The organism is Nostoc cf. commune SO-36, from assembly GCF_023734775.1.
In the GTDB taxonomy this organism is placed as follows: Bacteria; Cyanobacteriota; Cyanobacteriia; order Cyanobacteriales; family Nostocaceae; genus Nostoc; species Nostoc commune_A.
In genome coordinates this window covers 4959336-4981695 of record NZ_AP025732.1, presented here as the reverse complement: position 1 = coordinate 4981695, position 22360 = coordinate 4959336, and the positions used below count along the sequence as shown (strand labels likewise).

18 protein-coding genes are annotated in these 22360 nt (G+C 41.8%); 3 read left to right on the top strand and 15 right to left on the bottom strand.

Features of this window, described 5'->3' with window-relative positions; translation table 11 throughout:
• Positions 1-171: 171 nt before the first annotated feature.
• A protein-coding gene (locus ANSO36C_RS22550) for an ISKra4 family transposase (protein ID WP_251955560.1) occupies positions 172-1241 on the top strand; the annotation gives its coding sequence in 2 pieces (ribosomal slippage) (positions 172-328 and positions 328-1241; 1071 coding nt in all).
• Here the strand turns inward: ANSO36C_RS22550 and ANSO36C_RS22545 are convergent.
• The 15 genes from ANSO36C_RS22545 to ANSO36C_RS22480 form a co-directional block, all read right to left on the bottom strand.
• Positions 1227-2135 carry an ATP-binding protein gene (locus tag ANSO36C_RS22545; protein ID WP_251956321.1) on the bottom strand — a complete coding sequence of 303 codons (909 nt, stop codon included), beginning with the start codon at positions 2133-2135 and terminating at the stop codon, positions 1227-1229. The two genes, ANSO36C_RS22550 and ANSO36C_RS22545, sit on opposite strands and share 15 nt — an antisense overlap.
• Positions 2135-4903 (bottom strand): Mu transposase C-terminal domain-containing protein, encoded by a 2769-nt coding sequence (locus tag ANSO36C_RS22540; protein WP_251956320.1) that lies wholly within the window; start codon positions 4901-4903, stop codon positions 2135-2137. Before ANSO36C_RS22540 ends, ANSO36C_RS22545 begins: the two co-directional genes overlap by 1 nt.
• 641 nt (positions 4904-5544) lie before the next feature.
• Positions 5545-7398: a GmrSD restriction endonuclease domain-containing protein gene (locus tag ANSO36C_RS22535; RefSeq protein ID WP_251956319.1), complete on the bottom strand. Its 1854-nt coding sequence runs from the start codon at positions 7396-7398 to the stop codon at positions 5545-5547.
• 204 nt (positions 7399-7602) lie between these two features.
• The gene (locus ANSO36C_RS22530) at positions 7603-7917 is read right to left on the bottom strand and encodes a hypothetical protein (RefSeq protein WP_114081968.1); all 315 of its coding nucleotides are present in this window, start codon (positions 7915-7917) and stop codon (positions 7603-7605) included.
• Between the two features lie 244 nt (positions 7918-8161).
• The gene (locus ANSO36C_RS22525; protein ID WP_323374478.1) at positions 8162-8407 is read right to left on the bottom strand and encodes a hypothetical protein; all 246 of its coding nucleotides are present in this window, start codon (positions 8405-8407) and stop codon (positions 8162-8164) included.
• Between the two features lie 391 nt (positions 8408-8798).
• Positions 8799-9872 carry a hypothetical protein gene (locus tag ANSO36C_RS22520; RefSeq protein ID WP_251956318.1) on the bottom strand — a complete coding sequence of 358 codons (1074 nt, stop codon included), beginning with the start codon at positions 9870-9872 and terminating at the stop codon, positions 8799-8801.
• Position 9873: 1 nt separating this feature from the next.
• The gene (locus ANSO36C_RS22515) at positions 9874-11508 is read right to left on the bottom strand and encodes a restriction system-associated AAA family ATPase (RefSeq protein WP_251956317.1); all 1635 of its coding nucleotides are present in this window, start codon (positions 11506-11508) and stop codon (positions 9874-9876) included.
• Entirely contained in the window at positions 11505-13037 is a 1533-nt protein-coding gene (locus ANSO36C_RS22510; RefSeq protein ID WP_251956316.1) for a restriction endonuclease subunit S, read from the bottom strand. Before ANSO36C_RS22510 ends, ANSO36C_RS22515 begins: the two co-directional genes overlap by 4 nt.
• Positions 13034-14491 carry a class I SAM-dependent DNA methyltransferase gene (locus ANSO36C_RS22505; protein WP_251956315.1) on the bottom strand — a complete coding sequence of 486 codons (1458 nt, stop codon included), beginning with the start codon at positions 14489-14491 and terminating at the stop codon, positions 13034-13036. Before ANSO36C_RS22505 ends, ANSO36C_RS22510 begins: the two co-directional genes overlap by 4 nt.
• A 385-nt stretch (positions 14492-14876) precedes the next feature.
• Positions 14877-15008: a hypothetical protein gene (locus ANSO36C_RS33960; RefSeq protein ID WP_267145332.1), complete on the bottom strand. Its 132-nt coding sequence runs from the start codon at positions 15006-15008 to the stop codon at positions 14877-14879.
• Between the two features lie 109 nt (positions 15009-15117).
• Complete coding sequence (locus tag ANSO36C_RS22500; RefSeq protein WP_251956314.1) at positions 15118-15534, bottom strand: hypothetical protein; 417 nt, start codon at positions 15532-15534, stop codon at positions 15118-15120.
• A 583-nt stretch (positions 15535-16117) separates the two neighbouring features.
• Positions 16118-16558, bottom strand: coding sequence for a hypothetical protein (locus ANSO36C_RS22495; protein ID WP_251956313.1), 441 nt, complete (start codon positions 16556-16558; stop codon positions 16118-16120).
• Between the two features lie 169 nt (positions 16559-16727).
• Positions 16728-17582, bottom strand: a complete 855-nt coding sequence (locus tag ANSO36C_RS22490) for a DUF72 domain-containing protein (RefSeq protein ID WP_251956312.1) — start codon at positions 17580-17582, stop codon at positions 16728-16730.
• 158 nt (positions 17583-17740) lie between these two features.
• Positions 17741-18418 carry a pentapeptide repeat-containing protein gene (locus ANSO36C_RS22485; RefSeq protein ID WP_251956311.1) on the bottom strand — a complete coding sequence of 226 codons (678 nt, stop codon included), beginning with the start codon at positions 18416-18418 and terminating at the stop codon, positions 17741-17743.
• A 162-nt stretch (positions 18419-18580) separates the two neighbouring features.
• Positions 18581-19075 carry a hypothetical protein gene (locus ANSO36C_RS22480; RefSeq protein WP_251956310.1) on the bottom strand — a complete coding sequence of 165 codons (495 nt, stop codon included), beginning with the start codon at positions 19073-19075 and terminating at the stop codon, positions 18581-18583.
• Between the two features lie 599 nt (positions 19076-19674).
• On the opposite strand from ANSO36C_RS22480, the gene aroF reads away from it, so the two are divergent.
• Positions 19675-20544 carry a 3-deoxy-7-phosphoheptulonate synthase gene (gene aroF / locus ANSO36C_RS22475; RefSeq protein ID WP_251956309.1) on the top strand — a complete coding sequence of 290 codons (870 nt, stop codon included), beginning with the start codon at positions 19675-19677 and terminating at the stop codon, positions 20542-20544.
• 357 nt (positions 20545-20901) lie between these two features.
• On the top strand, positions 20902-22182 hold the full coding sequence (locus tag ANSO36C_RS22470; protein ID WP_251956308.1) for a bifunctional sterol desaturase/short chain dehydrogenase: 1281 nt from the start codon (positions 20902-20904) through the stop codon (positions 22180-22182).
• The last annotated feature ends 178 nt before the right edge of the window (positions 22183-22360 follow it).

Below are 22360 nucleotides of genomic sequence, written 5' to 3'. Positions count from 1 at the left end.
ACTCAAAATATTTGTAGGCTGTTTCTTTTAGATGTTCAAGACTTACAGTGTTCGCATTTTCAGAAAGAGCAAGATCATAGGCATCCGTCAGCCAATGGGAGCATCCACTTTTGGAAGATATACAGATTTTAGGAGAAAATAACAGACAGAAAGAAGCGTGAACCAGGAATCATGAACCAGGATAAACAAGAACGGCTCAAAGCGTGCTTACAAGAAGTGGCAACATTGTTGTATGAAGAAGCAGACAAAAGTAAGCTAACAGACCTGGAAGGCATAGAAAAAACAGTTCGCAGTCAAATATTAGAACTAGTTAGCCCAGAAATAGCCCTTTTTTTATCGAACAAAAAACTGGAACAAAAGTAGGTAAAACCAGGAAAATTAAAAGCTTGGTGGGGGAACTGACTCTTAAAGCCAAACAGTTACAGAAACTGGGTTTGAAGCCCAGAAGTCGGTTAAGCCCATTACTTCAAAAGTGTTGTTTGAGGCTGTCAGCTAACGAATCATACCAAAAAGCAGAAATTGAAGTTGAGGCATTGACAGGAGTGAAAGTGGGTCACTCAACGCAACAAAAATTAGTACTGTCACAAGATTTTGAATTACCACTTGCAAAACAAGCAGTTTCAGAAGTCAGTGTAGATGGGGGAAAAGTCCGACTCCGGGGTAAACCGAAAGCCGGGTGTCACTGGCGAGACTATAAAACCGTAAGACTACAAGGAATTTACTATAGTGCGTTTTTTGATGACAACCAATCATTAGTTGATTATGTCAATAGCCAGCGTCTGGTTAACCCATTAGTATGCTTGGGGGATGGTCATGATGGCGTGTGGAATTTAGTCAAAGAGTTTGGTAAAACAGAGCATTTTCAGCGTTGGGAAATATTGGATTGGTATCACCTCAAAGAAAATCTCTACAAAATTGGCGGTTCTTTAAAGCGGCTTAAAGTTGCTGAAACTCTTTTGTGGCAAGGTCAAGTCGAAGAAACTAAAGCTTTATTTCATAATCGTCGAGGCAAACAAGTTAAGAACTTCATCGCTTATCTTGAAAAACATCGCTCTCGCATTGTCAACTACAGCTATTACCAGGCTGAACAACTTTGTTCTATTGGTTCTGGTGCAGTCGAGTCTGCTATTAAACAGATTGGAGCTAGGATGAAAATTTCTGGCGCACAATGGAATGTTGATAGTGTTAATCAAATCCTCTCAGTTCGTTGTGCTTATCTCAATGGTTTACTGGCTATTTGAGTATTTCTGCCAAAACTGGATGCTCCCCAGCCAATCTCTGAGAGTGCCAAAGTTGCCAATACTACGTTCGTAGCAAAACTCCCAGTATTCTTCTTTCAAAAGGGGAGTCTTCAGAAGTGGCATTCGGTATTGGAAATGCTCTAATATCCTTTTGAACTCCTTAATATCTTCATCGGACTCAAGACAATAGCGTGGAAAGTGAATAATTTTGGTACGTCGACTCAATTGTGGACTCAGTTCAAGGAAGTCAAGTAGTTGATAAGTGCCAAACCCAGTCCAAGGAACTTTAGTAATATTTACAGCCGACTTCACACAATCCATATGAGCTTGTAAAAGCTCTACTCCAGCCATCTTGCCAATGTGCTGAAATTCATCTACTGCCAACGTATAAGGTTTACGATGAATTAAAGCATTCTCCATTGCTAAACGGAGTGCATCTTCCGTTGTTCTTCTTGTATTAATGATAAGTTTCCCATCACTATCTCGCCGAATACCATTGTCGTTGTAGCTAATTTTTTGCTGAATTTCGGGTTCATCCACAGCTTTCAAGATAATTTCGTAGAAGCTTTTCCATCTAAAAGTTCCTTTCCCTGGTGCACGTGCTTCAACGCAAACAATAGGAATCCAACCGGGGTTTATTTTCATGTTTGCAATACTCTGTTCAATAATTTTTTTGTAGAGTAAGCGCAGCAGGGTTGACTTCCCAACACCAGAAGGGCCAATCACTAAAATAATTGAGGTTCCCGCAGGTTCAAGAATAATACGGTGAGCTTTGTTAAAGACAGTCAGCAAATTTCGGTGCATAAATGTGACATCAGGGTTTTTGAAAAAGTTCTTCCGCTCCTGGGGTGGTTGGTCAAGTAATTCACGTGGAAATCCATATTGAATAACCATTACCATTCCTCTAAAGGTTTAAAAGTTTCATCCAAATCTACATCATCAACTTCTGGTTTAAAAGTTTCTGTTGCTTGCATTGTTAATGTTTCACTCGCAATAGCAATAGGAGTGTCAATAGTGAGCAAACCATCTTTATCAGACTCAATTAATTGCCCTTCAATCTGTGCATGAACTTGCTTAAGTTCTCTATCCTTCTGCCGCTGAGCTTGTATAGCTTTTTTTGCTTGACGCCACGCTGGAGTAAGGGCAGCCTCTTCCATCTCGATCCGGCTAAAAAACTGAGCCAGCTTTTTGCCCGTAATGTCATTGAACTGCTTATTCTGAAGCTGGTTAAGCTTTTTTAATTCTGCTGCTGCAATCATCAATTCTTTTTCTGAATGACCTTGAAGTTCTCGTAGCACACGCGAATGGCATTTAGTCCACTGACCATTGACATAGGCATAAGCCAGCGTGATGTCAAATGGGTCAAACTTGGCCTCTACTTTAGTGTTTCTAATCCGACTAAAGGAGGGATGCCAGTAGTAGAGGTAGTTAATTTTTATGCCCTCCTGAGTCACTTTTCTGCTGCCTTGTTGATCTTTAGGTGATGGCAGCGCTAAAAGCTTAAACTCCTCTTCTTTTATGAACATATGGTCTCGAATACCGCCACGTGCTATTCCAATATTGAAAGCTTCGCGAGGACTCATCTTCAGAGCTGGGTGGGGGCAAGTGTCATAGACTTCATAACAGTATTCACAGAAGTAGGTATATAGCTTAGTAAGCGTCCAAACGGCATGGTTTTTGGGATTCACCCCTTTTGTGACCTGCCGGACATTTTTCATAATTTGGGTATTACCCATCAGGTTGTGCCAAAACTCCTTATCAGCTACTCCAAAGAAAGACTCAATTACTGAACCATATCTAGGCTTCGCTGCGGGTCTTTGCTTTTTGGTAATGCCGAAGTAAGCAAGGAGAGTTTCAAAGTAAATGCTGTTAAAATCAGCCCCTCTGTCCACCACAATTGTTTGAGGAAGCCGTCCATATTTATGGACACAAATTCTCAAAATCATCATGTCGGAGCGGTAGCTTGGTGGATCAAAGGTTATGTAAATTGCTAATGTTCTTCGGGTATAAGCATCTATTAGCAAAGTCACCCAAGACTTTCCCATATCGGGGATTTGATTGATATAGCTGTAATCAACACCAAGGTTCAACATAATTGAACTGAGGAGTTCAACATCCGCCTCTGTATGGTCTATATGACCAATTTCAAAAGGACGATCGCCGTGGGGAGGTGTTTCTTCTCGATACAGATACCAGTAAAAAGGCTCCTCTTTATAGGCAGCGCGATCGCCCATGCGCTTTTTAATTTGCTCATGAAGAGGACGATTTCTTACTGCTTGGCGATAGGATTCACTACTGGGAGGTTTGTATCCTTTTTCATCACATATTTCTTTGAAAGATTCGTAGGCGTGACGGATGCAGTGCTGCTTGATATTCTCGTAATTTTTTCCAATATGCTCCTCCATCAGCAATCGCACTTCTTCTGGAATACCTTTCCTATACCAGCCCTTATTTTTATGTCTGGGGAATAGTCCAACAAAACCTCTTGTGTATATTTTTTCAGCCTTTCGGTAGCTGGTAAGCCAACGTCTTTGAGTGCGATTAGGTTTTGTAGAGGAACTCCCATTCAAAAATGGCTCAATAGCTTTGTAACGAGTATTGGCTTCTTTGAGGTCTTCTTTACTTGCCTTACTTATTAATTCTTCAACTTCAGAATTGATGGTTGATTCTTCAGATACAAGGAGACCTGTTATCTTTCCTTTATTAACTAATTCCTCAAAAGTTTCATTAAGGAGGTCAATAAACTTTCCATCGTCTTTAAGCAGACCAATGGATTTATCACCTGTGTTAACAATTTGCCAGATAATCCCATCCCAGCAGATAGAGGTTCCAACGGTAATTTTAAGAGTACAAACATTGCTAGCAGACGCTGGAGCAGAAATTTTTGACATCTGCATGTGAGCAAATGCTTCCTCTTGTTCAGGCTGACCTAAGAAAGTAGTATAGAGGTTAACATAGACCCGATCTGTGGCAATTAGGATATTTAAGTCATCAATGCTCGCTTGTTCAATTCGATTAGTTATATTGGCTAAAGTGATTCCTGGCTGGGTTTTTACAAGGGTGAGTACGGCAAAAGTTATTGCTTCATCCACTTCCAGTTGTTTATTTTGGAAATAATCTTCCAGCCAGACAAAATTCCGTACAAATATCGAACTAATTTCAGCCGAGGAACGGACAGCGTAATAAAGACTAAATTGAGAAGCGTACTCTTCACCTGGCGGACAGCGCCATTTGCTCTCATCTTTGCGCTGCCAGCGATTCGGGCTATCTTGTGCTAGTTTTAATAGATCCTTTTCTGTCTTGCACTCTTCCCAGCCCGCAAAGTTTTTTCGGATTACGAAAAAGTCAGGTGTATGACTGTGGTAATTTCGCCGTCCTTTTTTGCTTAGGTAATCCAGAAATATTGGCGGCGGCTGGTCGTAGAATTCAAGTACATCTTCGTCATGCTCCAGTTTGTAAATATGCGCTAACTCATTGCGATGAGACTCAAACTGTATAGTCATTCCCATTTTACGGCTGGGGTAACGACCAGCAACATTCTTTTTTCCTCCACCTACCAGGCGTGAAGGTTCGGATGAGCGAATTTGTTCTATGACCTTTATGGCCGCCTCAGAAAGATTTAGACGACGGCACCAAAGTTCAAACTCATCTTGGGTAAGCATTGAAAACCTTATTAGTTTATTTTTTCAAAATCGTAGTTTTCTTGTCTAGTAAGTTTATATGCATAAACTTACTAACGTATCCACTGGAATTGGGCACATTAAATGAAAAGCCAAAATCCTTGATAAAACTTTGGTAATCATCAGTAAATATGTATTTTCTTCTTGCCAACGCAGGATAAATTATGATTCAAGCTTACCATAGCAAAATTATATATATTTATTTTTAAGAGAAGTTTACATTTAATGTAGTACAAGTGAAATTTTTAAAGGGAGTAATCTATAGAAGAACTGTCAAACTTCTGTAAATAAAAAGCTCTGTGTGTAGTACAGCTTCTCTGTTTTTGTTAAAAGCGACCTATTAATTTGACTTGACATATTTATTTGTGTGGTTATTTATTTTGAATATCCGTTTACGGATATTCAACTTTTATTGATAAAATAATTAGTTTTTAAATATGTGATTATTGAGAGATTAATTTGACTATATCAGCCCAAAATTGTTTGTAAAAATAAATTAATCGCAGAGATGTAGAGAATACAGAGAAAGGAGTCGGAGATTTTCACGACTCATTAAGGATTGCTATATTATTTAAATCCTTAAACAAACAGTAGATAATTTGAACTTCATAAATTTGAAATTACTATATGTACTTATTTAACAATAATTCCGAATTCAGTCTTTTGATACATCGGTTCTGATGTTTACCACCTAAATCCTCAAAAGCCTCAATATATAAGCACTTTCCCATTCCCTTGCCGATTAAATCTAACAACGCCTTTGTCCGTGCTTGGAAAAATCCTTCAAAGTTATCTTGCCGTAGAGTTTCGGGGTCTATGGCATGAGAACGCAATATTTCATCCAGCCTCTGCGGTGATACGCCGGACATCTCAAGCTCTCGGAGATAGACTGAAGGTGGTTTACTACCAATCTTTTTGTTGGTTTTGGCACTTAAAGGGGTGCGGTTAACTAAGCAGTTATATTTTTTGGGGTCGATGCCTTGCTTTCTGCACCAAGCTACGGGAAAGATGTGGTGAGAATCAATTTGTTCTTCAAAGTAAAGTACATCATTGATTTCTTCACCTGTAATGAAATCAATTGCCCCAGAAAGTCGCAGTAGTGCTGATAAGCCTTGATAAACTGCACCATAACGCTTTCTTACGGTCAGCAACCGCTCTGGGAAGAAATTGGCTTCTCGGATTGTGGACGGAAGTGAACCCTCTTGTTGCAGGCACTGTGGTATTTCTAATACGTCTCGTCCTGTACGGGTTTCGTGCCAACCTGTATACATCTCACTGAACAGCCCACACCAAAACCAACGTTCTAGCATTGAACGAGACTTAACGGAACGTGAACGTTCTCCTAAAACAGTCAAAATTGCGGCCAAGGCAACTAGTTGAATCGGATAAGCCAAATCCATTGCGTCAAAAATTTTCTGCCCATGCAGGAATCTGGCTGCTTCCTCAAATCCTGCCGTAACTTTATCAGCCCAACTAGAGTATTCTGGAATGGAAAGTTTTAAAACGTCTCCACGACCGCAGGAGACACCAGGTAGTTTGTCTAAATTGCCGCCTTTGTTTATTGCTTCCATTCTATGCACGTAGCCAGCTACCAAAGTCACCGCTTGTACAAAGTCAGTGTTACGGACTAAACGTAATACTTTAAATTGCTGAAAACGAGCTTCCCGCAGTTTCCAATCATCTCTGAGGCTGAAGTCATTAGCGCAGTAGCTAGAACTCATCAAGTCGAAGTAGTTGAGGTCACAGCCAGAGGTGTTGGTATCCTCAAACACTTGGCAAACTGCTTCCTTGGGTAAGGAGTCCCGTAGTTGGATTACTGGTATTTGATAATGCTCAAATTTTTTGAGTACTTCTAGTTCTAAAGTGTCGATGAGTTCGAGTTTTTGAGCATCATATTGCCAATATTTGGAATATTTACTTCTCCATTCTGAAAAGAAGAAAATTTTTGATAATGGGAATAGTCCTGCTTCATACTCATTTTCTGGGGTGGAACAGTCTATAATTTCTCCACCAAATGTTCGGAGTTGTTTTGATTCCGGGAAAGCGATAATGGCACTGCGGCGGTCGATGTTATGGTCAAGGGATTTGGCAATATCAAGGTAGTACCATTTTTTTATCAGCTTTTGGCTTTTTTGGTCTTTAATGACAACGGGTTGCTCCGACAGCAAAACCATGAATGAAGTGGTTAAGCGTTGCTGACCGTCGAGAATTAACAGGCTGGGATTATCGTACTTTGGCTCTTTGACATTATCGATAAGGCGAGGTTTAAATTGCACTTGCTGGTTACTTTGCTGAAGCATCATCACTGCGCCAATTGGGTATGCAAGTGAGATGCTGGCAAGTAGACGACGCACACGAGCATCATCCCAAACCCAATCTCGTTGAAAATCTGGCAGTTGAATCCGCCCAGTTTTTATATCTTTTAAAATATCGAGTAAAGGATATTTAGTGATGTCAAATGTGCTGATGGAATGCATTTGCTGTTCTGAGGTTATTATTCTTTGCTCACATACTGCTGCTAGCGCAGATAAATTAGATTTTTTTGTGAATTACGAGCAATTTTAGGATGAGATAATGTCACTTGTTTTCACGGTAATGAATACAGATATAAGACACAATAAAGCGCCTCATAACTTGTCAGCAAGAGGTTTTATCGCAAGTTACTCGTAAATCACGAACAGTTAGTTAGTAAGAAAGTTGGGTGGCAAAATTATTTGTTGGCTGATAACTAGTTGTTTAAATTGATTGAGTAAATCAGCCTGTCGCAGCAGGAAAGGAATGTAATGGGGTCGTCTGTCGAAGTTAGTTCCCCAGTCTTTGATGGTGTGAGGACTTAACCCTGTGGCTTGTGCCAGAGCATTGATACAAGCTTTGCGATAACCTCTGGCTGGGTCAATATCTACCCACTTACGACAGTATTCCATTGGCTCCAAAGGCAGCTGACGGATAGCATCAATCCTCTGCTCTTCTGGATTAGGCGAAAGTCTCACAAACATCTGGGGCTGGTAATGGATGGGCAAGTACCAGATGAAGGCTTGAGTAATTTGATTTTGGCTATTGCCTACTGTTAATTTGTTGATTCAAAAGTGAAGGCAACTGCTGTTGTACTCAAGCGGCAGTCTAATACAACAGTCTACAGATTAAGAAATCTCTGCCCACAATACTAGTCTTTTAGTCGGAAAATCCGATTAAATTATTTTTGCGGATAATCAGGGGGTAAGACGATTTTCCTGATCTGGTTCAGCATATCCGCCATTCTGAGGACGTGTAGAACGTGGTCAGGACGCTTTTCAAAATTAGCCCCCAGTCGTTAATCGGGCGTGGACTCAAGGCTGTGGCTTCCGCTAGAGCGGCTACACAGGCTTTCCGATAACCCCGTTCATCAGGTGATACTTCAACCCAACGTTGGCAGTATTCTAAAGGCTCCAAAGGTAGTCTACTGAGTACGTCGATTCTATATTGGGTTGAAAGAGCATCTCTGTCCATGACCTTATATCAGGGGTTATAAATGATTTAGTCGTGATTCACGACTATAATAATTACAGGAATTGCGTTCAAGGGCAACCTTTGTACTATTGATCATTTTGTGGAAGTGCAGCTAGTTTAAACGGTTGAAAAAAAGCAAGGTAAGGTCATAACGATATAGATGATCTCGCTGCCAGCCAGTGATTTCTCAAATAAATCACCGTTCTACAAACTGATCTACTGTTTTGCTGGCTGTAACATAAGCACATTTTGTAAAATAAAATTTGAGTTCGTCTACTATTCCCCTTATCACGCGGTTTAACCCAATCCTGATAAGGTTAGTTGAACGGGTTCGATTTCTTGTTGATTTACTTATTTAAGATGAAAGCGATCGCGTCAAAATTAATTTAGTTTATGGGGCTTGCCGCAAATTGGTTTGTCCTGGGTTCACAATATTCATGATCAATGAAATAAGTCGTTGATCACCCTGCTGGCAATGTGTGTGCAACATTCGGAATACAGCGGCTTTTAAGAACGCGCGATCGCTGATCCCCATTTCCTCATATAAAGTTGCATAACTATTGATCCCATCCAGCAATTCTTGGTCAGAACTAGGCGTTATCTTGGCAGATTTACACCAATGCTTAAAATCATCGAGCCAACTTTTGAATTTCGGGTTTAGCACGTCTCTTTCATATCGTTCTTGGATGTGGAACACCTCGTCCCAAGTGATTACCTCTTCAGTATTCGGCTCAAACTCTATTTGCCATCTTGGTAGTTGACCAGTTTTACCAGCAAAAGGCTGACTTTTGTTGAGAGAGAATCTGATTCCTGTACAGTTGTATGGGTCAAACGACTTGCGACGAGTACCGTTTTTTTGACTGAGAATATCCTCAGCAAGCTTGTAGCGTGAGTTGCATTTATTTCCCATTGGAACGAGGTTACGCAAGTTTGAAGCTGCAAACGGGTATTTACTTTCTGCAAGGTAATGATCTAATGCTTCACGAGGTGCTTCTGGTGCATCAAAGTTCTCACATCCGCAGAAAGGACATGTATGAGATGGAGCCGCATCATAAATAGCCTTGTAGTGCTTATCGCGGATTTCTAGTTTTGTGAGAAGTTCAAACCCAAATTCAAAAAGTTTTTTTACTGGCTCATGAATGGCTTCTGGCAAATCACCGATAGCTTCACAGTTCAATTGGCAAGACAAGAGAAGATCAATCTGATTTTGGTCATGGAATGCTTGAAGAATTCGGTTCTGTTCTGCGGTGGTAAGCTTTTCTAGAGCTGTCTTATAATTATTCAACCTATCTTCCAGCCCTCGGCGTTTTTCCAGCCTTCTTCGGTATCGCGCTGGAATAATTTCAGGCCATGCTGGCAGAGTGGCTGCTGCTTTTAGGCTTGTATGAATTGAACACAGAATCTCGCGTAAGCATTCGTGAAGCCAATTTTCCGCTGTTGCCGAAACGGGATACCCAAACAGCATCCTACACCTCATCCCTATTTGTTAGCTGCAACAGTCGATCAACAAGAAATGCTTTCTCGACAGAATCACCAAGATGCTGCATCCCTGCCCTAATCTCTTCGGGATTTTCACTCTCCATAAGCCTTTTAATCTCATCATGAGGAACTTGTGACATAGGTGGGCGAACGTTAAAGCATTCCTCAATGATTGTGTCGAATGTAGTGCCAAATGTCTCAATATTAGGATTTTGGACTTGAATCTTCCCTTCTTCGTCTTTGCTAAAAATAAAAACTTTGTCTCTATGCATATCTGAGGGGACGAAAGGCGAGTGTGTTGTTAGTAAGCACTCTTGTTCAGTAGCTTTAGCTGATTCTCTGCGATCGCCATGTATAGTCGGCAGATCCAATATGCGTGAAATGAACTTTACCCGCCATAGCGGATTGAAATGCGACTCAGGTTCATCAAGCAAGAAAAGTACGTTAGGAAATGACAACATACAAAACGTTCCAAGAATCTGCCCAAGCTGATGCTCGCCATCGGAAAGCGATACGTAGTCTACCTCTTTACCAGTCCTTTGAGCAGTAAACATAACGCTTTCAAATCGGAAAACTTTATCCTCATCTTGAGGCTCTGGAAGACGTGAAGCAAACCTTCTCGATTTGGTATCTTTCCGAAACCGCTCACGGGTCTTCTTAGGAAGTACCAAGTCGTTTAACATTGCGAACTTGTGGAATGAGGAGTACAGATCAAGCGTGTTGTCCCAAAACAAGCGAAACCCTTCCCTCGTATGGTCATTGATCCAATAGTCAAAGGTATAAGTTTTTGTCCTATCGTCATAACTATAGCAAGTAGCACAGCGCTTGAACTGGTCAAGATAAGTTTTGAGTTCCTCTGTAAGCAGAACTTCTTTTGGCCTGTTATTAGGTTTGCCCTTATTCGTATTCGGATTATTTGGGGCTGCACTGTGTGCAAGTTGGACTACGCAACGAAATGAGTGAAGATTTTGCAGTTTTGCATCCTTTAGCAGAAAATCCCACTGAGAAGCTTCACCCAACAGGAGATTTGCTACAAAAACCTCAAGATGCGTTCCATAGTCAATCAGCATCAGCCGAGTGTCTGGAACGGGTTTTGGCTCCTTTAATGCACTTTCGGTCACATCCTTCGCATACCCACTGCGACTTAAGAGGAAAGGTAAACTGAGCGTTTCATTATCGCCTGATGTGTAGCCAACAATCTTTTGAGGCAAAAGTGTATGGGTCTCAAGAGCGTTCAAGTCACAGTCTATCCAGTCGTATTCATCTTCATCTCTCCGCTCAATTAAAAGTGTTGGACGATTTTTACCACTGGCTTTCTGTGAAATGCGAACACGCACAGGTAGCTGCTCATCTTCTGGGTGAATGAGGTACTCAAGCTCGAATAGCAAGTCGGGATTTCCTTCGACACGTTCTTCATCAGGAATGCACCTGTGAAACACAGACTGAAAAATTTCTGTTAGCACTTGCAAGAATTGAGATTTACCTGCGCCATTTGGCCCAATAAGACATAGAGGAGCAAACCCAGAATAGCCATTAAATGGACTTCGTAACTGTAAGTTCAGTCCATCAAGTAGCCCCCCGCAGGTTTTAGCAGAAATGATGTGAACCCTTAAAAGCTTCATTTGCCTGCCCGAAAAAAACGCATTGCTCGCTCCTCTTGATCAAAAACCTGCGTAAGAATTGGCTCGGCTTCACTGAGGAGTGTAAACAGGATATCCTTTAGGGAGTCATAATCACCAGTGAGGTTTTCACGCAGTTCATCAAATGAAAATTTGTTCTTAGGTAATTGCCGAATTGCTTCCTTCACAGATTCTTTGGTCATTTTGGTCATAATTGGTTTTCTGAGAGCTTGAGTCTTGGGTTTGGAAAGTTTTGCTGCTCGTTCAGTGCGAATCCTCTCCAACAGTACCGATGCTGGTTCATCTTTGGGGTCTTGGGGGACAAGTTCGCCGCACAAAGCTTTAGCCAAGAGTTTGGGTGTTAAAAGCTCAACCTGGGTGTAGGCGGATTGATAGTGAGTTTGGAGGCGATCAGCATAGGCGAAAAGAGCTTCAATACGGCTGACGATTTCGTCCTGTTCGTCTCGTGCGGGAACATCGATTGTTAATGTTCTAAGCCCAGATAATGGTATTGTTAGCTGTGCTGTTCCTGTTGCCACAGATAGGGCTTGCTTCTTTATGTCCTCTGTCTCAAGCGCATAACGAAGGAAGCTGCTAGATATTCGAGACAAATCCGGCTTCAAGATTGCAATATGACGTTGAAATATAAATGGCTCGTTAGTGTCTACAACAGCTGAGATTGCGATTGAGCCTGTTACCGAAAACAAGATATCGTCTATCTCAGGCTTTCGTGAGGCTTTCAGATTCTCAAAGTATACAGATGGAACAAAACGAGTAGCCTTATCTATTCGCAAGCGCCCATCATTGATCGCCGCAATGGTGATAAACGGAATGCCTCGTTCCGTTTGCGGCGGAGCTTGGTGATCGCCATCGGTGATCGAGCGACATATTTCACTTAATGACAACCTTTGCCATTGAGTCGATTCATGAGATGTCCGCCAATCCTCGGTAAGTTGCCCTGATTTTGCAGCAGTAAGAACGGCTTGGCGAAAGCGTTTGAGAATGAAGGGGATAAGATCCAGTTTCTTTCGGCAGGCATCAACCCTTGTAAGCAGGGCATCGAGCTTATCAGCAATGCGTTTTTGTTCATTGAGTGGGGCGAGGGGAAGTTCAATCTCGGCAATATCTTTCTTATTAAATCCATTTTGAGCTGAACGAGAAACTAGACGCAATGGTGCTTGAAATATCTCAGACCTCAATAGATGATATACAAACCGCCTATCTATTGCTTCTGGAATATCTACCTTTGCCATTGCCACATTATAAGCACCAGAAAGCCCTGTTAATATTCGTCCTAAAGATGCGCCATATCTGGCAATGAGAATGTCTTGCTCAGTACATTTTTTTATAGTATGTGTATCGCGAATGTAAGTAGGAACAGGGCGTTCACCAAAGTCCCGAATCTGTAACAGTTGTATGTAACCAGGCTGGGGTTCATATTGGAAGTTACTTTTGGGAGGCTGTGTACCACCCTGAATATCATATACATCCATAAACTTGGTTAGCGTCCAGCCTTCAGGAAGTTCGTTCACGCTTCAACTTCCTCTCCCAACTCTTCCAAAATCCCGCGCAATTCTTCCAGAGCGGCTTCCAGTTCGCCCATTGCTTCTTGTACGAGTTTTGCTGGTTGGAGTAGTGCATTTATGTCACCTTCGTCTTCGTATTTAAGCCAGGAAATATCCAGATTTTCATTGCGCTCACCGATCCAGTCACGAGTAAATTTTCTAAAACGTCCTTGTTCGCCAGTATCTACACGCTTAACAAGACTTACTGAGCTACCAAAAGGGTCATCACCAAAAGCAACTTCAAACTCGGCGAAGTGCTTACGTGTGAGTTGAGTGCGCTTGCCAAATTGCGATATGTTAGCACGCAGATCGTACACCCAAACTTCTTGGGTATTACTCTTTTCTTTTTTACCACGCGTGAAAAACAGCACGTTAGTCTTAACACCGTGAGCGTAAAAAATACCACTTGGTAGACGGAGAATGGTATGTAGATTGCACTTTTCCATTAATTCAGTGCGAATCTGCTTACCCACATTGCTGTCAAACAACACATTGTCTGGAAAAATGGCCGCAGCACGACCACCAGGCTTGAGACCACCATAGATGTGTTGCAGAAAGCAAAATTGTTTGTTGCTGGTAGGAAAAATAAAGTCTTTGCGGGTAGGTAAGCCACCCCCTTTCTTGGAGCCGAAAGGTGGATTTGTAAGGATCAGCGTTGCTTTCGGCAATGCTTCTCCCTCTGGCGAAAGCGTATCGCCGTAGCGGATACCTGCCCCTTGCGGGTCAAACTCTAGCCCATGCAGCATTAGATTCATTAAAGCCAGACGGTGCGTGTCCTGCACATGCTCCATACCGTAGAAGGTATTGCTACGGTACTTGCGTTGCTGTTTTTCTGTCCAGATATCCGGGTCACTGTTTTCGCGTATGTAGCGATTGGCGGCGATTAAAAAACCGCCTGTTCCTGCTGCGGGGTCTTGAATAACGTCCTTCAACGTAGGGCGCATAACATGCACCATACTATCGATCAGCGGACGGGGTGTAAAGTACTGACCAGCACCGGATTTCTTTTCATTGGCATTCTTTTCCAGCAGCCCTTCATACACGTCGCCCAATCCTTCTTGCCGGGCGCTATACCAGTCAAGCTTGTCAATCTCAGTAACTAGTGTAGAAAGTGTATTGGGCTTGTTGATAGAGGAATTGGCGTTGGCAAAAATTTCTTTAACAAGCGTAGAACCGCGACTACCAAGGTGGATCAACAGCAGTTTGTAAAAATCCAGACGTTCATTTGCTGCTTTGCCTTCCAAGTCGTCCCAGCGGTAACCCTCTGGAAGCAGGTTTTCGGTGCGGGTTTCCTTCGCCATCTTCAGAAACAGCAGGTACGTCAGTTCAATGACGTATTGGTGATACGTCACGCCATCATCTTTGAGGACGTTACAAAGATTCCAGAGCTTGGCAATTAGGTCGTAGGTAGTGGTACTCATAAGCGAAAATTTATCTTACCCCAAAGGGGTATCTGCTGCGTCAACTATTTTTCCAGCAGTTTTTGTGATGGCTTTCGATGACACTCAATCTTGGTTACAAATCACTATATTGCCGCTATTTCTCTGAATTTGTAAACAGAGTGAATCTATAATAATTGTTTCTCGTATTACTGATTGACCGTAAATTAGTAGAAAGATTTCGTTGCAAGCCTACCATCCACTGGATACAGAAAGGAAACGTCAAAGCTAACCTCCGCCGCATTGATCTAAGGTAATACTCGACTCGTGCTTGAGCAATAGGAGGGTCACGGCTTTGTCGTTTCGCTTCCACTACAGCAATCATTTCACTGTTAGGCTGATACAAGCAGTAGTCAGTAACCCCATTTCAAGGTTCGGCATCATAGCCATCCACTGGAATTTCAAACCCTACCTGGTTTGGCTCTTTCAGGTTCCATTCTGCTAGTTCTAAAGCTGGGTCTATTAATTCGGTTCTCGTGAAGGCTTCGCTTGAGGACATTACAGTATCTTTTCAGACTGTACTTATCTTAGTGTTCCCAAGTGCGATCGCCAAATGAATAGAGCTATTTAAAAAAACTGGAAGCCTTAGTATTTTTCCTGCTGTATATCTATTCCAGTGCCTTTATTTTTATAGATTTATCTTTCAAACCTTCTTCAACCATCTTTTTGGTCTCTATTGACCACATTTTACCAGACTGGTCTCCCATGAGAGACCAACGAATCCAACCTACAGAAGGTCTCTCAGGGTTGTACCACCCTGGATCGTCCATGTCTGGTTTGAATTTCTCAAAAAAGTCCACCATTGTATTAATATCTTCAAGGGTCAGAGGTTTTTGTTGTGCGATCGCTTCAGCTAAGGTCAAATTTTTACCACCGCCGAACTTTTTATGTAAAGCGACTCCGCGTCGTGCTGCCATACTGACTGCTAGTGGCGGGATGAGTTGAATTTCTTTGACTCCACTTTCGGCGCATAACAAAAATAAATGAAGGAGTGTAGTTTGAGCTTGAAGAAGTAATGTATTCATTTTTACTTACCGAACTTTTGGAGGTTTAAAGGAATAGTTAGATTTTCGGTCTCCAAATTACCAGTGATTATGGAGTATTATTTCATACAGCCACGTTATATTTTAGACTATTGCGATTGGGATGACAATTTTATCAGTCTTTAGAGACGATAGCTGAGGATGTTACTTCTACAAGCCACAAAGAAATAAAGATTACTACTTGTGGTCAACTAATGCCTAGTATTTTCACTCTTGGTCAACTAATGTTTGTGTATAGAACTTTGGCTGCGATCGGATTGATGAAAGAATAAGTATTTCAGAGCGCTTCTTGGACAACTACTGATTGCCACCGTGGTCAACTAATGATTGTTGTCGCATCTGTCATTGAAAGTATGACTTTTGCTTGATTAGAAGTTTATGCTTGCAATTTTTTACACGTGATTTTCCTGCTGTATCAAAGCCTCTTGGGAAAAAGCGGAGACAGCTTTATCATTGAAATTAGATAATGTGACACCCTGCAAGGGTAGATGCAGTAGGGTTATTTAATCTGCGGTTCGACTGAGCGATCGCTAAACCTCTTCCTGTTTACCAACTCCTACCTTCTTCAAATAACTCTTTGCGATATATGTCGTCCATCAAACCCTTGCTTAATCCAACTCAGACATTCATATTCAGACTTGAATAATTTTGGCGCTGCAATATTATTCAATAACTCTGGTGGGTAATGATCGTAAAAATATTTATCAGCTTCTTGGAAGATAATAATCAAATTGTTACGGTAAACATAGCGAGACTTAAAACTATCTCCCCGATGAGCAAACTCTAAATTTTTAGTAATATGTTCTTTAGCGATATCAATGATATTACTAACACAACTTCCATAAATTCCTGCTGGGTTTTCTGCTTTATGAAATTGACTTTTGTGACCAATCTCAGATAGTAATTTATACGAATAAATCTCGTAATTATCCGCCTTGCCAAAAACAAATGGAATGATGAGATATCCTTTATATGAGACTGAGCTTTCATAAATAAGACGACTCATCCAACCTCCTTTGGTGGAACTGCTTTTAAAAAACTAGCTTAAATTACATACCTAATCAAAGTTAATACACTTTTATCCGTTATATTCATGTATCACATATACTCTAATCAAAATTAGTATCAAACTTTAACAGGAAAGTATTACAAAACTAATTATGTACTAAATATGCTCACCATAAACTCAGCTGATTGGGAGGATACTCAAGGTTATTCCAAGGTAGGGGTGGAACTGGTGTACCACTCTGTTCTAATAGCTGTTGCAAGTGACGCGCTGTGCTAGGCGATCGCGCTTCTATTGGACAATGAACAAAGAAATAAATTTGCACTCCCATCTGTAACCACTGCTGAATCTGCTTTACCCACTCTTCCATAAATGGCTGATTCACTGATAAATTTGGATGAGAAATAAACCGAATCAGAGTAAAAGGTGCTGTCAGACTCAATTGCAACGGTAATTTGGGTTTACGCCGTTCCGATTGCAGCTGGGGGTCATCATCTCCAGTATAAATGGGGCGCGAGTCTAACAATACCCGTCCCACACCTAGCCTTTCTAAAAGCGCTGTCAAATTACTAGCATAGGGTTCCCTGAACCAGTCGGGATGTCGGACTTCCAGCGCTAGGGGTGCTTCTGTGAGTGGCCAAGATTCCAAAAAGTTGGTCAAATCATCAAGCAATGTAGGTGCATAACTGGGTGGTAACTGGGCAAATATTGGGCCAAGATGCTTACCTAAAGGGCGCATCCCTTCCAAAAATTTTAAAGCTGCTGGAATATAGGGTTGTAGCAACCCTTGATGGGTAATATCTCGCGGTAACTTCAGGCAAAATTCAAAACCTGCTGGAGTTTCGGCAGCCCAACGGGTTACAGTTTCTTGGTTAGGCACGGCATAAAAAGTGGTGTTACCTTCTACGGTGGTGAAGCGACGACTGTAGAGGTGGAGAAAATCGGCAGTACGAGTGCCTTGGGGATAAAGTTCGCCCACCCAACCTTTATATGCCCAAACAGCACAACCAATAAAAAAGTTCACAGTGCCTAAAAGCCTTGAGGTATCATATTCAATTTTACAGGTAGGTTGTAGGGATCTGGAATACAGATCACTTGTAAGGGCACAGCATTGCTGTGCCACTATCATCTGTTGCATCTAAACAATAACTGCTTGATTGCTTTTTCATAGCGCAACTTCAGCTATTGAAAAATTGAACCATCAGGCATAATTGCCCCTGCTAAGTTAGTACCAACTAGTTTAACTAAAAGGCGCTCACCAGAGCGAATCCGCGCTCCTGTTAAGTCGGCTCCTCGCAAGTCGGCCCCACTGAGATCCGCGCCAATCAAATTAGCGGCGCGTAAATTTGCCTCTCTGAGATCCGCTAAAAGTAGGTTTGCCCGAAATAAATTTGCTTCAGATAAATTCGCTCCTCTAAGGTTGACTTTGTGCATAAAAGTATCGCTGAGATTAGCACCGCTCAAATTGGCATAACTCAGATTTCTGCCAGATAAGTCTTTATTGCTCAAATTTGCCCGACTGTAGTCTTTACCACTCAAGTCTGAGTTTTGCTTTGGTGGTTTTTGGGTTGTTTGAGATGGTTTTTCCTGTTGAGGTGGCGGTGAGTATGGTTTTCCCTGTTGAGGTGGCGGTGAGTGATATGTGGTTTGATGTTTGGTTTTTAGAGAGCGCAACTTTTCACGAGCTTCATTTATGGCTTTCAGCTTGTCTTGTGCTTTCTGCTGTAAACGGAGATTGTCTTTAGGAATGCGATCGGGATGCCAAACAAAGACTAAATCTTTGTAAGCCTGGTTCACTTCGTCAAGTGTTGCTCCAGGCTCTAATTCCAAGACTCTATAGTAGTACTCCAGATCGCTCATACGATATTTTGGTGGACAATCAACTTAATTATCAGTGATGGAGCTATTTATTCGCTGCATCATTTGTTATGGATTATGGGGCATTGCGAAAGAGGGGGCAGGAGGTAGGGGGCAGGAAGTAGAAGTTTTTTATTTTTTATTTTTTATTTTTTAATTGATTTCTCATCTCCCCATCTCCCCGTTTCTCCATCGAGCGATCGCTCTTAAATATGCTGCAACTGGAATCTGATAAATTTCAATCACAATCCAAACAATAATTGATAAATGTGACAAGAAAGTTAATATCGTCCAAATATACGGCGTCCAGGTAATGGGTTCTTTGAGATTAGCAGGAAAATAGTAAGCTACTATGCCAATTAAAGAAGTGGGAAGAATTACAAAAACTGCTGCTGCTAGTCCATAACCCCAACCTAATTCCACACCTTCCAACTGACCTTCAGTCCAACTAAACCCATTCCAACGCCAAATTAAGGGTGGTTGCCTAGAAGGCATCTTGATTTGCTGTAGTTCTGAGTTGACTGTAAAAATCTCTTGACAAAAGTCACAAGCCATAGCTTCCATCATTGGCATGTGAGAAATCTTGCCTATCCGACAGACTGGGCAGGGGTAAACTCCATAATAGTCGAAAGATTGGGCTAAGATTTTGGAACTGGGCATAATCAAACTGAATGATCCTAAAAAGTTGATCTGGTCAATGAGGGCTTGGGTAAGAATAATGGATGGCGATGGTCAATTATCTGCAATAAGCTTTCACAAGGTGAGGTGACAACTCAGGAGAATTATATATTTTAACTTCTGAATCCTGTTTACTAGTCTTGACTCCCACATTTGTACTGAGTCTATCGCTTTTTTCTGGTTTGTGGGGGTCTTGACACCGCTTACTCTTCTTGCTAGTGTTATGCTACATAGGTATAGTTATTAGATTTTCCAGCAAAAACCCCACAAATGCTTAAGACAAATTCCTACTTTTATTTTTGGTTTAGGGTGGTTCACCGGGAGTGAATTGAGTTTCCTAACGGAAACCGCCCGGTGAACCGCAGAGCGAACTCTGCGGTTTTTGTTGTTTTAAGGAGAATTTCATCGTCATGACTTATTTGAATAGCTGGTTTTATGGCTTTTACTTTTGGCCCAGACTAAATTCCGGGTAAGTAGCGTCATGTCGATGAATCAGAACGCGCCCGGAACTCTTCAAAGGTTTCGGGCTTTTTTTTATCGCAAAACAGTGCCCAATACTCAATTTTTAGGAGAACGAAACCATGATTAACGCCAAACTTGCCGCACAATCTCATCCGAACCACCAAACAATCGTTAAAATCTCAAAAAAAGTCGCTTTCGGGGGCAAAGAACTGGTAATTATCGGCGGCCCCTGTACTGTTGAAAGTTTAGAACAAATGGAGATAGTCGCTCAAAAGCTATCTACTGCATCCGTGCAGGGGTTGCGTGGCGGTGTCTACAAACCCCGCACATCTCCCTACGCTTTCCAGGGTATGGGAGAAGAAGGATTGGAAATTTTAGCAAGGGTGCGATCGCATTACAATATGCCGGTTGTCACCGAGGTTATGTCAATTTCTCAAATTGAAGTAGTGGCTGCCCATGCTGATATGCTTCAAGTTGGTAGTCGTAATATGCAAAACTTCGACTTGCTCAAAGCTTTAGGACAAGCTGGTAAACCAATACTGCTCAAACGTGGGTTAGCAGCGACAATTGAAGAATTCGTTATGGCTGCTGAATATATCCTCAGCCACGGGAATCCTGATGTGGTGTTGTGCGAAAGAGGTATCCGCAGTTTTGATGATTACACCCGCAACGTTCTAGATTTAGGGGCAGTGGCAGCACTCAAGCAAATAACTCACTTGCCTGTGATTGTAGATCCTTCCCATGCTGTTGGGAAACGGGAGTTAGTTGCACCTGTGGCTAGGGCTGCGATCGCTTGCGGTGCTGATGGGTTAATTATTGAATGTCATCCAGAACCAGAAAAATCTGTTTCTGATGCCCGTCAAGCGCTTTCTTTAGAAGATATGGTGCATTTAGTCGATAGTTTAAAGCCTGTAGCTACAGCCGTTGGGCGCAGTATATCAGATGTTGGGGCAGGTTTGGAACCTGCCCCGATTTTTTGTGCAGCTTAAATTTCGTCATTAGTCATTAGTCATAGGTACTAAAAATAAGCCTACAGAATTAATTACAGCCATTGCGAGCGTTCGCGGAGCGTCTCGTAGAGAAACGAAGCAATCACAGCCACAAGCGAATTGCTTTATTTCGCTTTGCTGCGATCGCAATGACATTGTGTAATTAATTTTGTTTATCTACTTATTTTCCTGTCAAGACTGTCGTTAGTGACAAAGAAACTTTACTATTCCTCTCTAATCGTTACTTTCTACTCTCCCTTACCCTATTTCTTTTGATTTTTATTTGCTCTAGACTCGACCTTAACGCACCTTTATTAGATCATGAAGAATGCTTAAGAAAAATGAGTATAGACAAACATGATAAAAACGCTAGCTGAAAACTTGATGGGAATTGAGACAAGCTTACAAATTAATTGGGTTTGGCTAAATGCCAGCTTCCAGTTTCTTACTTGGGCACTCTTTTCACTTTTACTCGCCGAGGTCTTGAGAGACAGCTATCATGTTTTGTGTCACCAAGTGAATTGGCTGGCGAAATGGCACAACAAGCACCATAGCGCCTATCGCCGCGATTTATCGATAGTTTCCCTGAAAGTTTACCAAAAATCCCAGTTATATCACGACATTCTAGAGTCGAGTCTACTGCTGGTGGTGTTGGTAGTCATTGCTTTAATTGTCCAGCAAATGGGGTTATGGCTGGGAGCAGCTTATGGTTGCACTTTCTTGTATGGTGCGTCTGTGCGATATTTCCAGGGAAAAATTGATACAGACTACAACCACCGACCCGGCCCTTTAGAGACAATACCATCCCTTTGGTGGGTGAATCGGTCTTACCATTGGCGACATCATTTTGATGATGTCAACGCTTACTACAGTGGTGTCTTTCCCCTAGTGGATAAAATTCTTGGTACAGGACTGTCTCTTAAAGGTAAAACCATCGCTTTAACAGGAGCATCAGGAACTTTGGGACAAGCATTAGCGGCTGAACTTGTAAAGAATAATGCTAAAGTCGTGGCATTAACCACTAATCCAGAAAAATTAGTAGAGCAAGTTGGGGTGAAGGTGGTTCCTTGGCAGTTGGGTAATGAAGCCGAACTGAGAAATAGTTTAGAGAAAGTAGATATTTTAATTATCAACCACGGAATCAATGTCTACGCCAGCCGCACATCGGAGGCTATCAACTCCTCTTATGAAGTGAATACCTTTTCAGCATTGCGGTTGATGGATATATTTTTGACAACTGTAACAGGGCCACAAGCAAAAGCAACCAAGGAAATTTGGGTAAATACTTCTGAGGCTGAGGTTTCTCCAGCGTTGAGTCCGCTTTATGAACTCAGCAAAAGAGCGTTAGGAGATATTGTTACCCTGAAGCGTTTGGACGGGGATTGTGTAATTCGCAAGTTAATTCTTGGCCCGTTTAAGAGTCAACTGAATCCCTATGGTGTGATGTCTGCACAGCAAGTTGCTCGTGCTATCTTATTTTTGGCGCGGCGCGACTTCCGAAATATTATTGTGGCAATAAATCCTCTCATCTATCTGCTGTTTCCCTTAAAGGAAATTAGTACGTCGCTATACTATCGAGTCTTCAGCCGGAAAGCGAAAAGCGAACAGGACTTACGCAAACAATACCCGAAACCCTAATTTTTAGGTAGGGGCAATTCATGAATTGTCCCTACAGGGTGTAGTTTGCGTAGGCGTAGCCCGCCGCAGGCATCGCTCCGAGTAAGTGCTGATTATTTAATGCTAAAAAAAGCATATTCTTATGCACTTTTAAAATGGAAAGGCTATTCTATTCCAGATTTTGAGCAATTAGTAAAGT

Coding starts and splice junctions, on each gene's coding strand:
- ANSO36C_RS22545 (WP_251956321.1), bottom strand. CDS start 2,135: ATGGTTATTCAATATGGATTTCCACGTGAATTACTTGACCAACCACCC.
- ANSO36C_RS22540 (WP_251956320.1), bottom strand. CDS start 4,903: ATGCTTACCCAAGATGAGTTTGAACTTTGGTGCCGTCGTCTAAATCTT.
- ANSO36C_RS22535 (WP_251956319.1), bottom strand. CDS start 7,398: ATGCATTCCATCAGCACATTTGACATCACTAAATATCCTTTACTCGAT.
- ANSO36C_RS22530 (WP_114081968.1), bottom strand. CDS start 7,917: ATGTTTGTGAGACTTTCGCCTAATCCAGAAGAGCAGAGGATTGATGCT.
- ANSO36C_RS22525 (WP_323374478.1), bottom strand. CDS start 8,407: ATGGACAGAGATGCTCTTTCAACCCAATATAGAATCGACGTACTCAGT.
- ANSO36C_RS22520 (WP_251956318.1), bottom strand. CDS start 9,872: ATGCTGTTTGGGTATCCCGTTTCGGCAACAGCGGAAAATTGGCTTCAC.
- ANSO36C_RS22515 (WP_251956317.1), bottom strand. CDS start 11,508: ATGAAGCTTTTAAGGGTTCACATCATTTCTGCTAAAACCTGCGGGGGG.
- ANSO36C_RS22505 (WP_251956315.1), bottom strand. CDS start 14,491: ATGAGTACCACTACCTACGACCTAATTGCCAAGCTCTGGAATCTTTGT.
- ANSO36C_RS33960 (WP_267145332.1), bottom strand. CDS start 15,008: ATGTCCTCAAGCGAAGCCTTCACGAGAACCGAATTAATAGACCCAGCT.
- ANSO36C_RS22500 (WP_251956314.1), bottom strand. CDS start 15,534: ATGAATACATTACTTCTTCAAGCTCAAACTACACTCCTTCATTTATTT.
- ANSO36C_RS22495 (WP_251956313.1), bottom strand. CDS start 16,558: ATGAGTCGTCTTATTTATGAAAGCTCAGTCTCATATAAAGGATATCTC.
- ANSO36C_RS22485 (WP_251956311.1), bottom strand. CDS start 18,418: ATGAGCGATCTGGAGTACTACTATAGAGTCTTGGAATTAGAGCCTGGA.
- ANSO36C_RS22480 (WP_251956310.1), bottom strand. CDS start 19,075: ATGCCCAGTTCCAAAATCTTAGCCCAATCTTTCGACTATTATGGAGTT.
- aroF (WP_251956309.1), top strand. CDS start 19,675: ATGATTAACGCCAAACTTGCCGCACAATCTCATCCGAACCACCAAACA.
- ANSO36C_RS22470 (WP_251956308.1), top strand. CDS start 20,902: ATGATAAAAACGCTAGCTGAAAACTTGATGGGAATTGAGACAAGCTTA.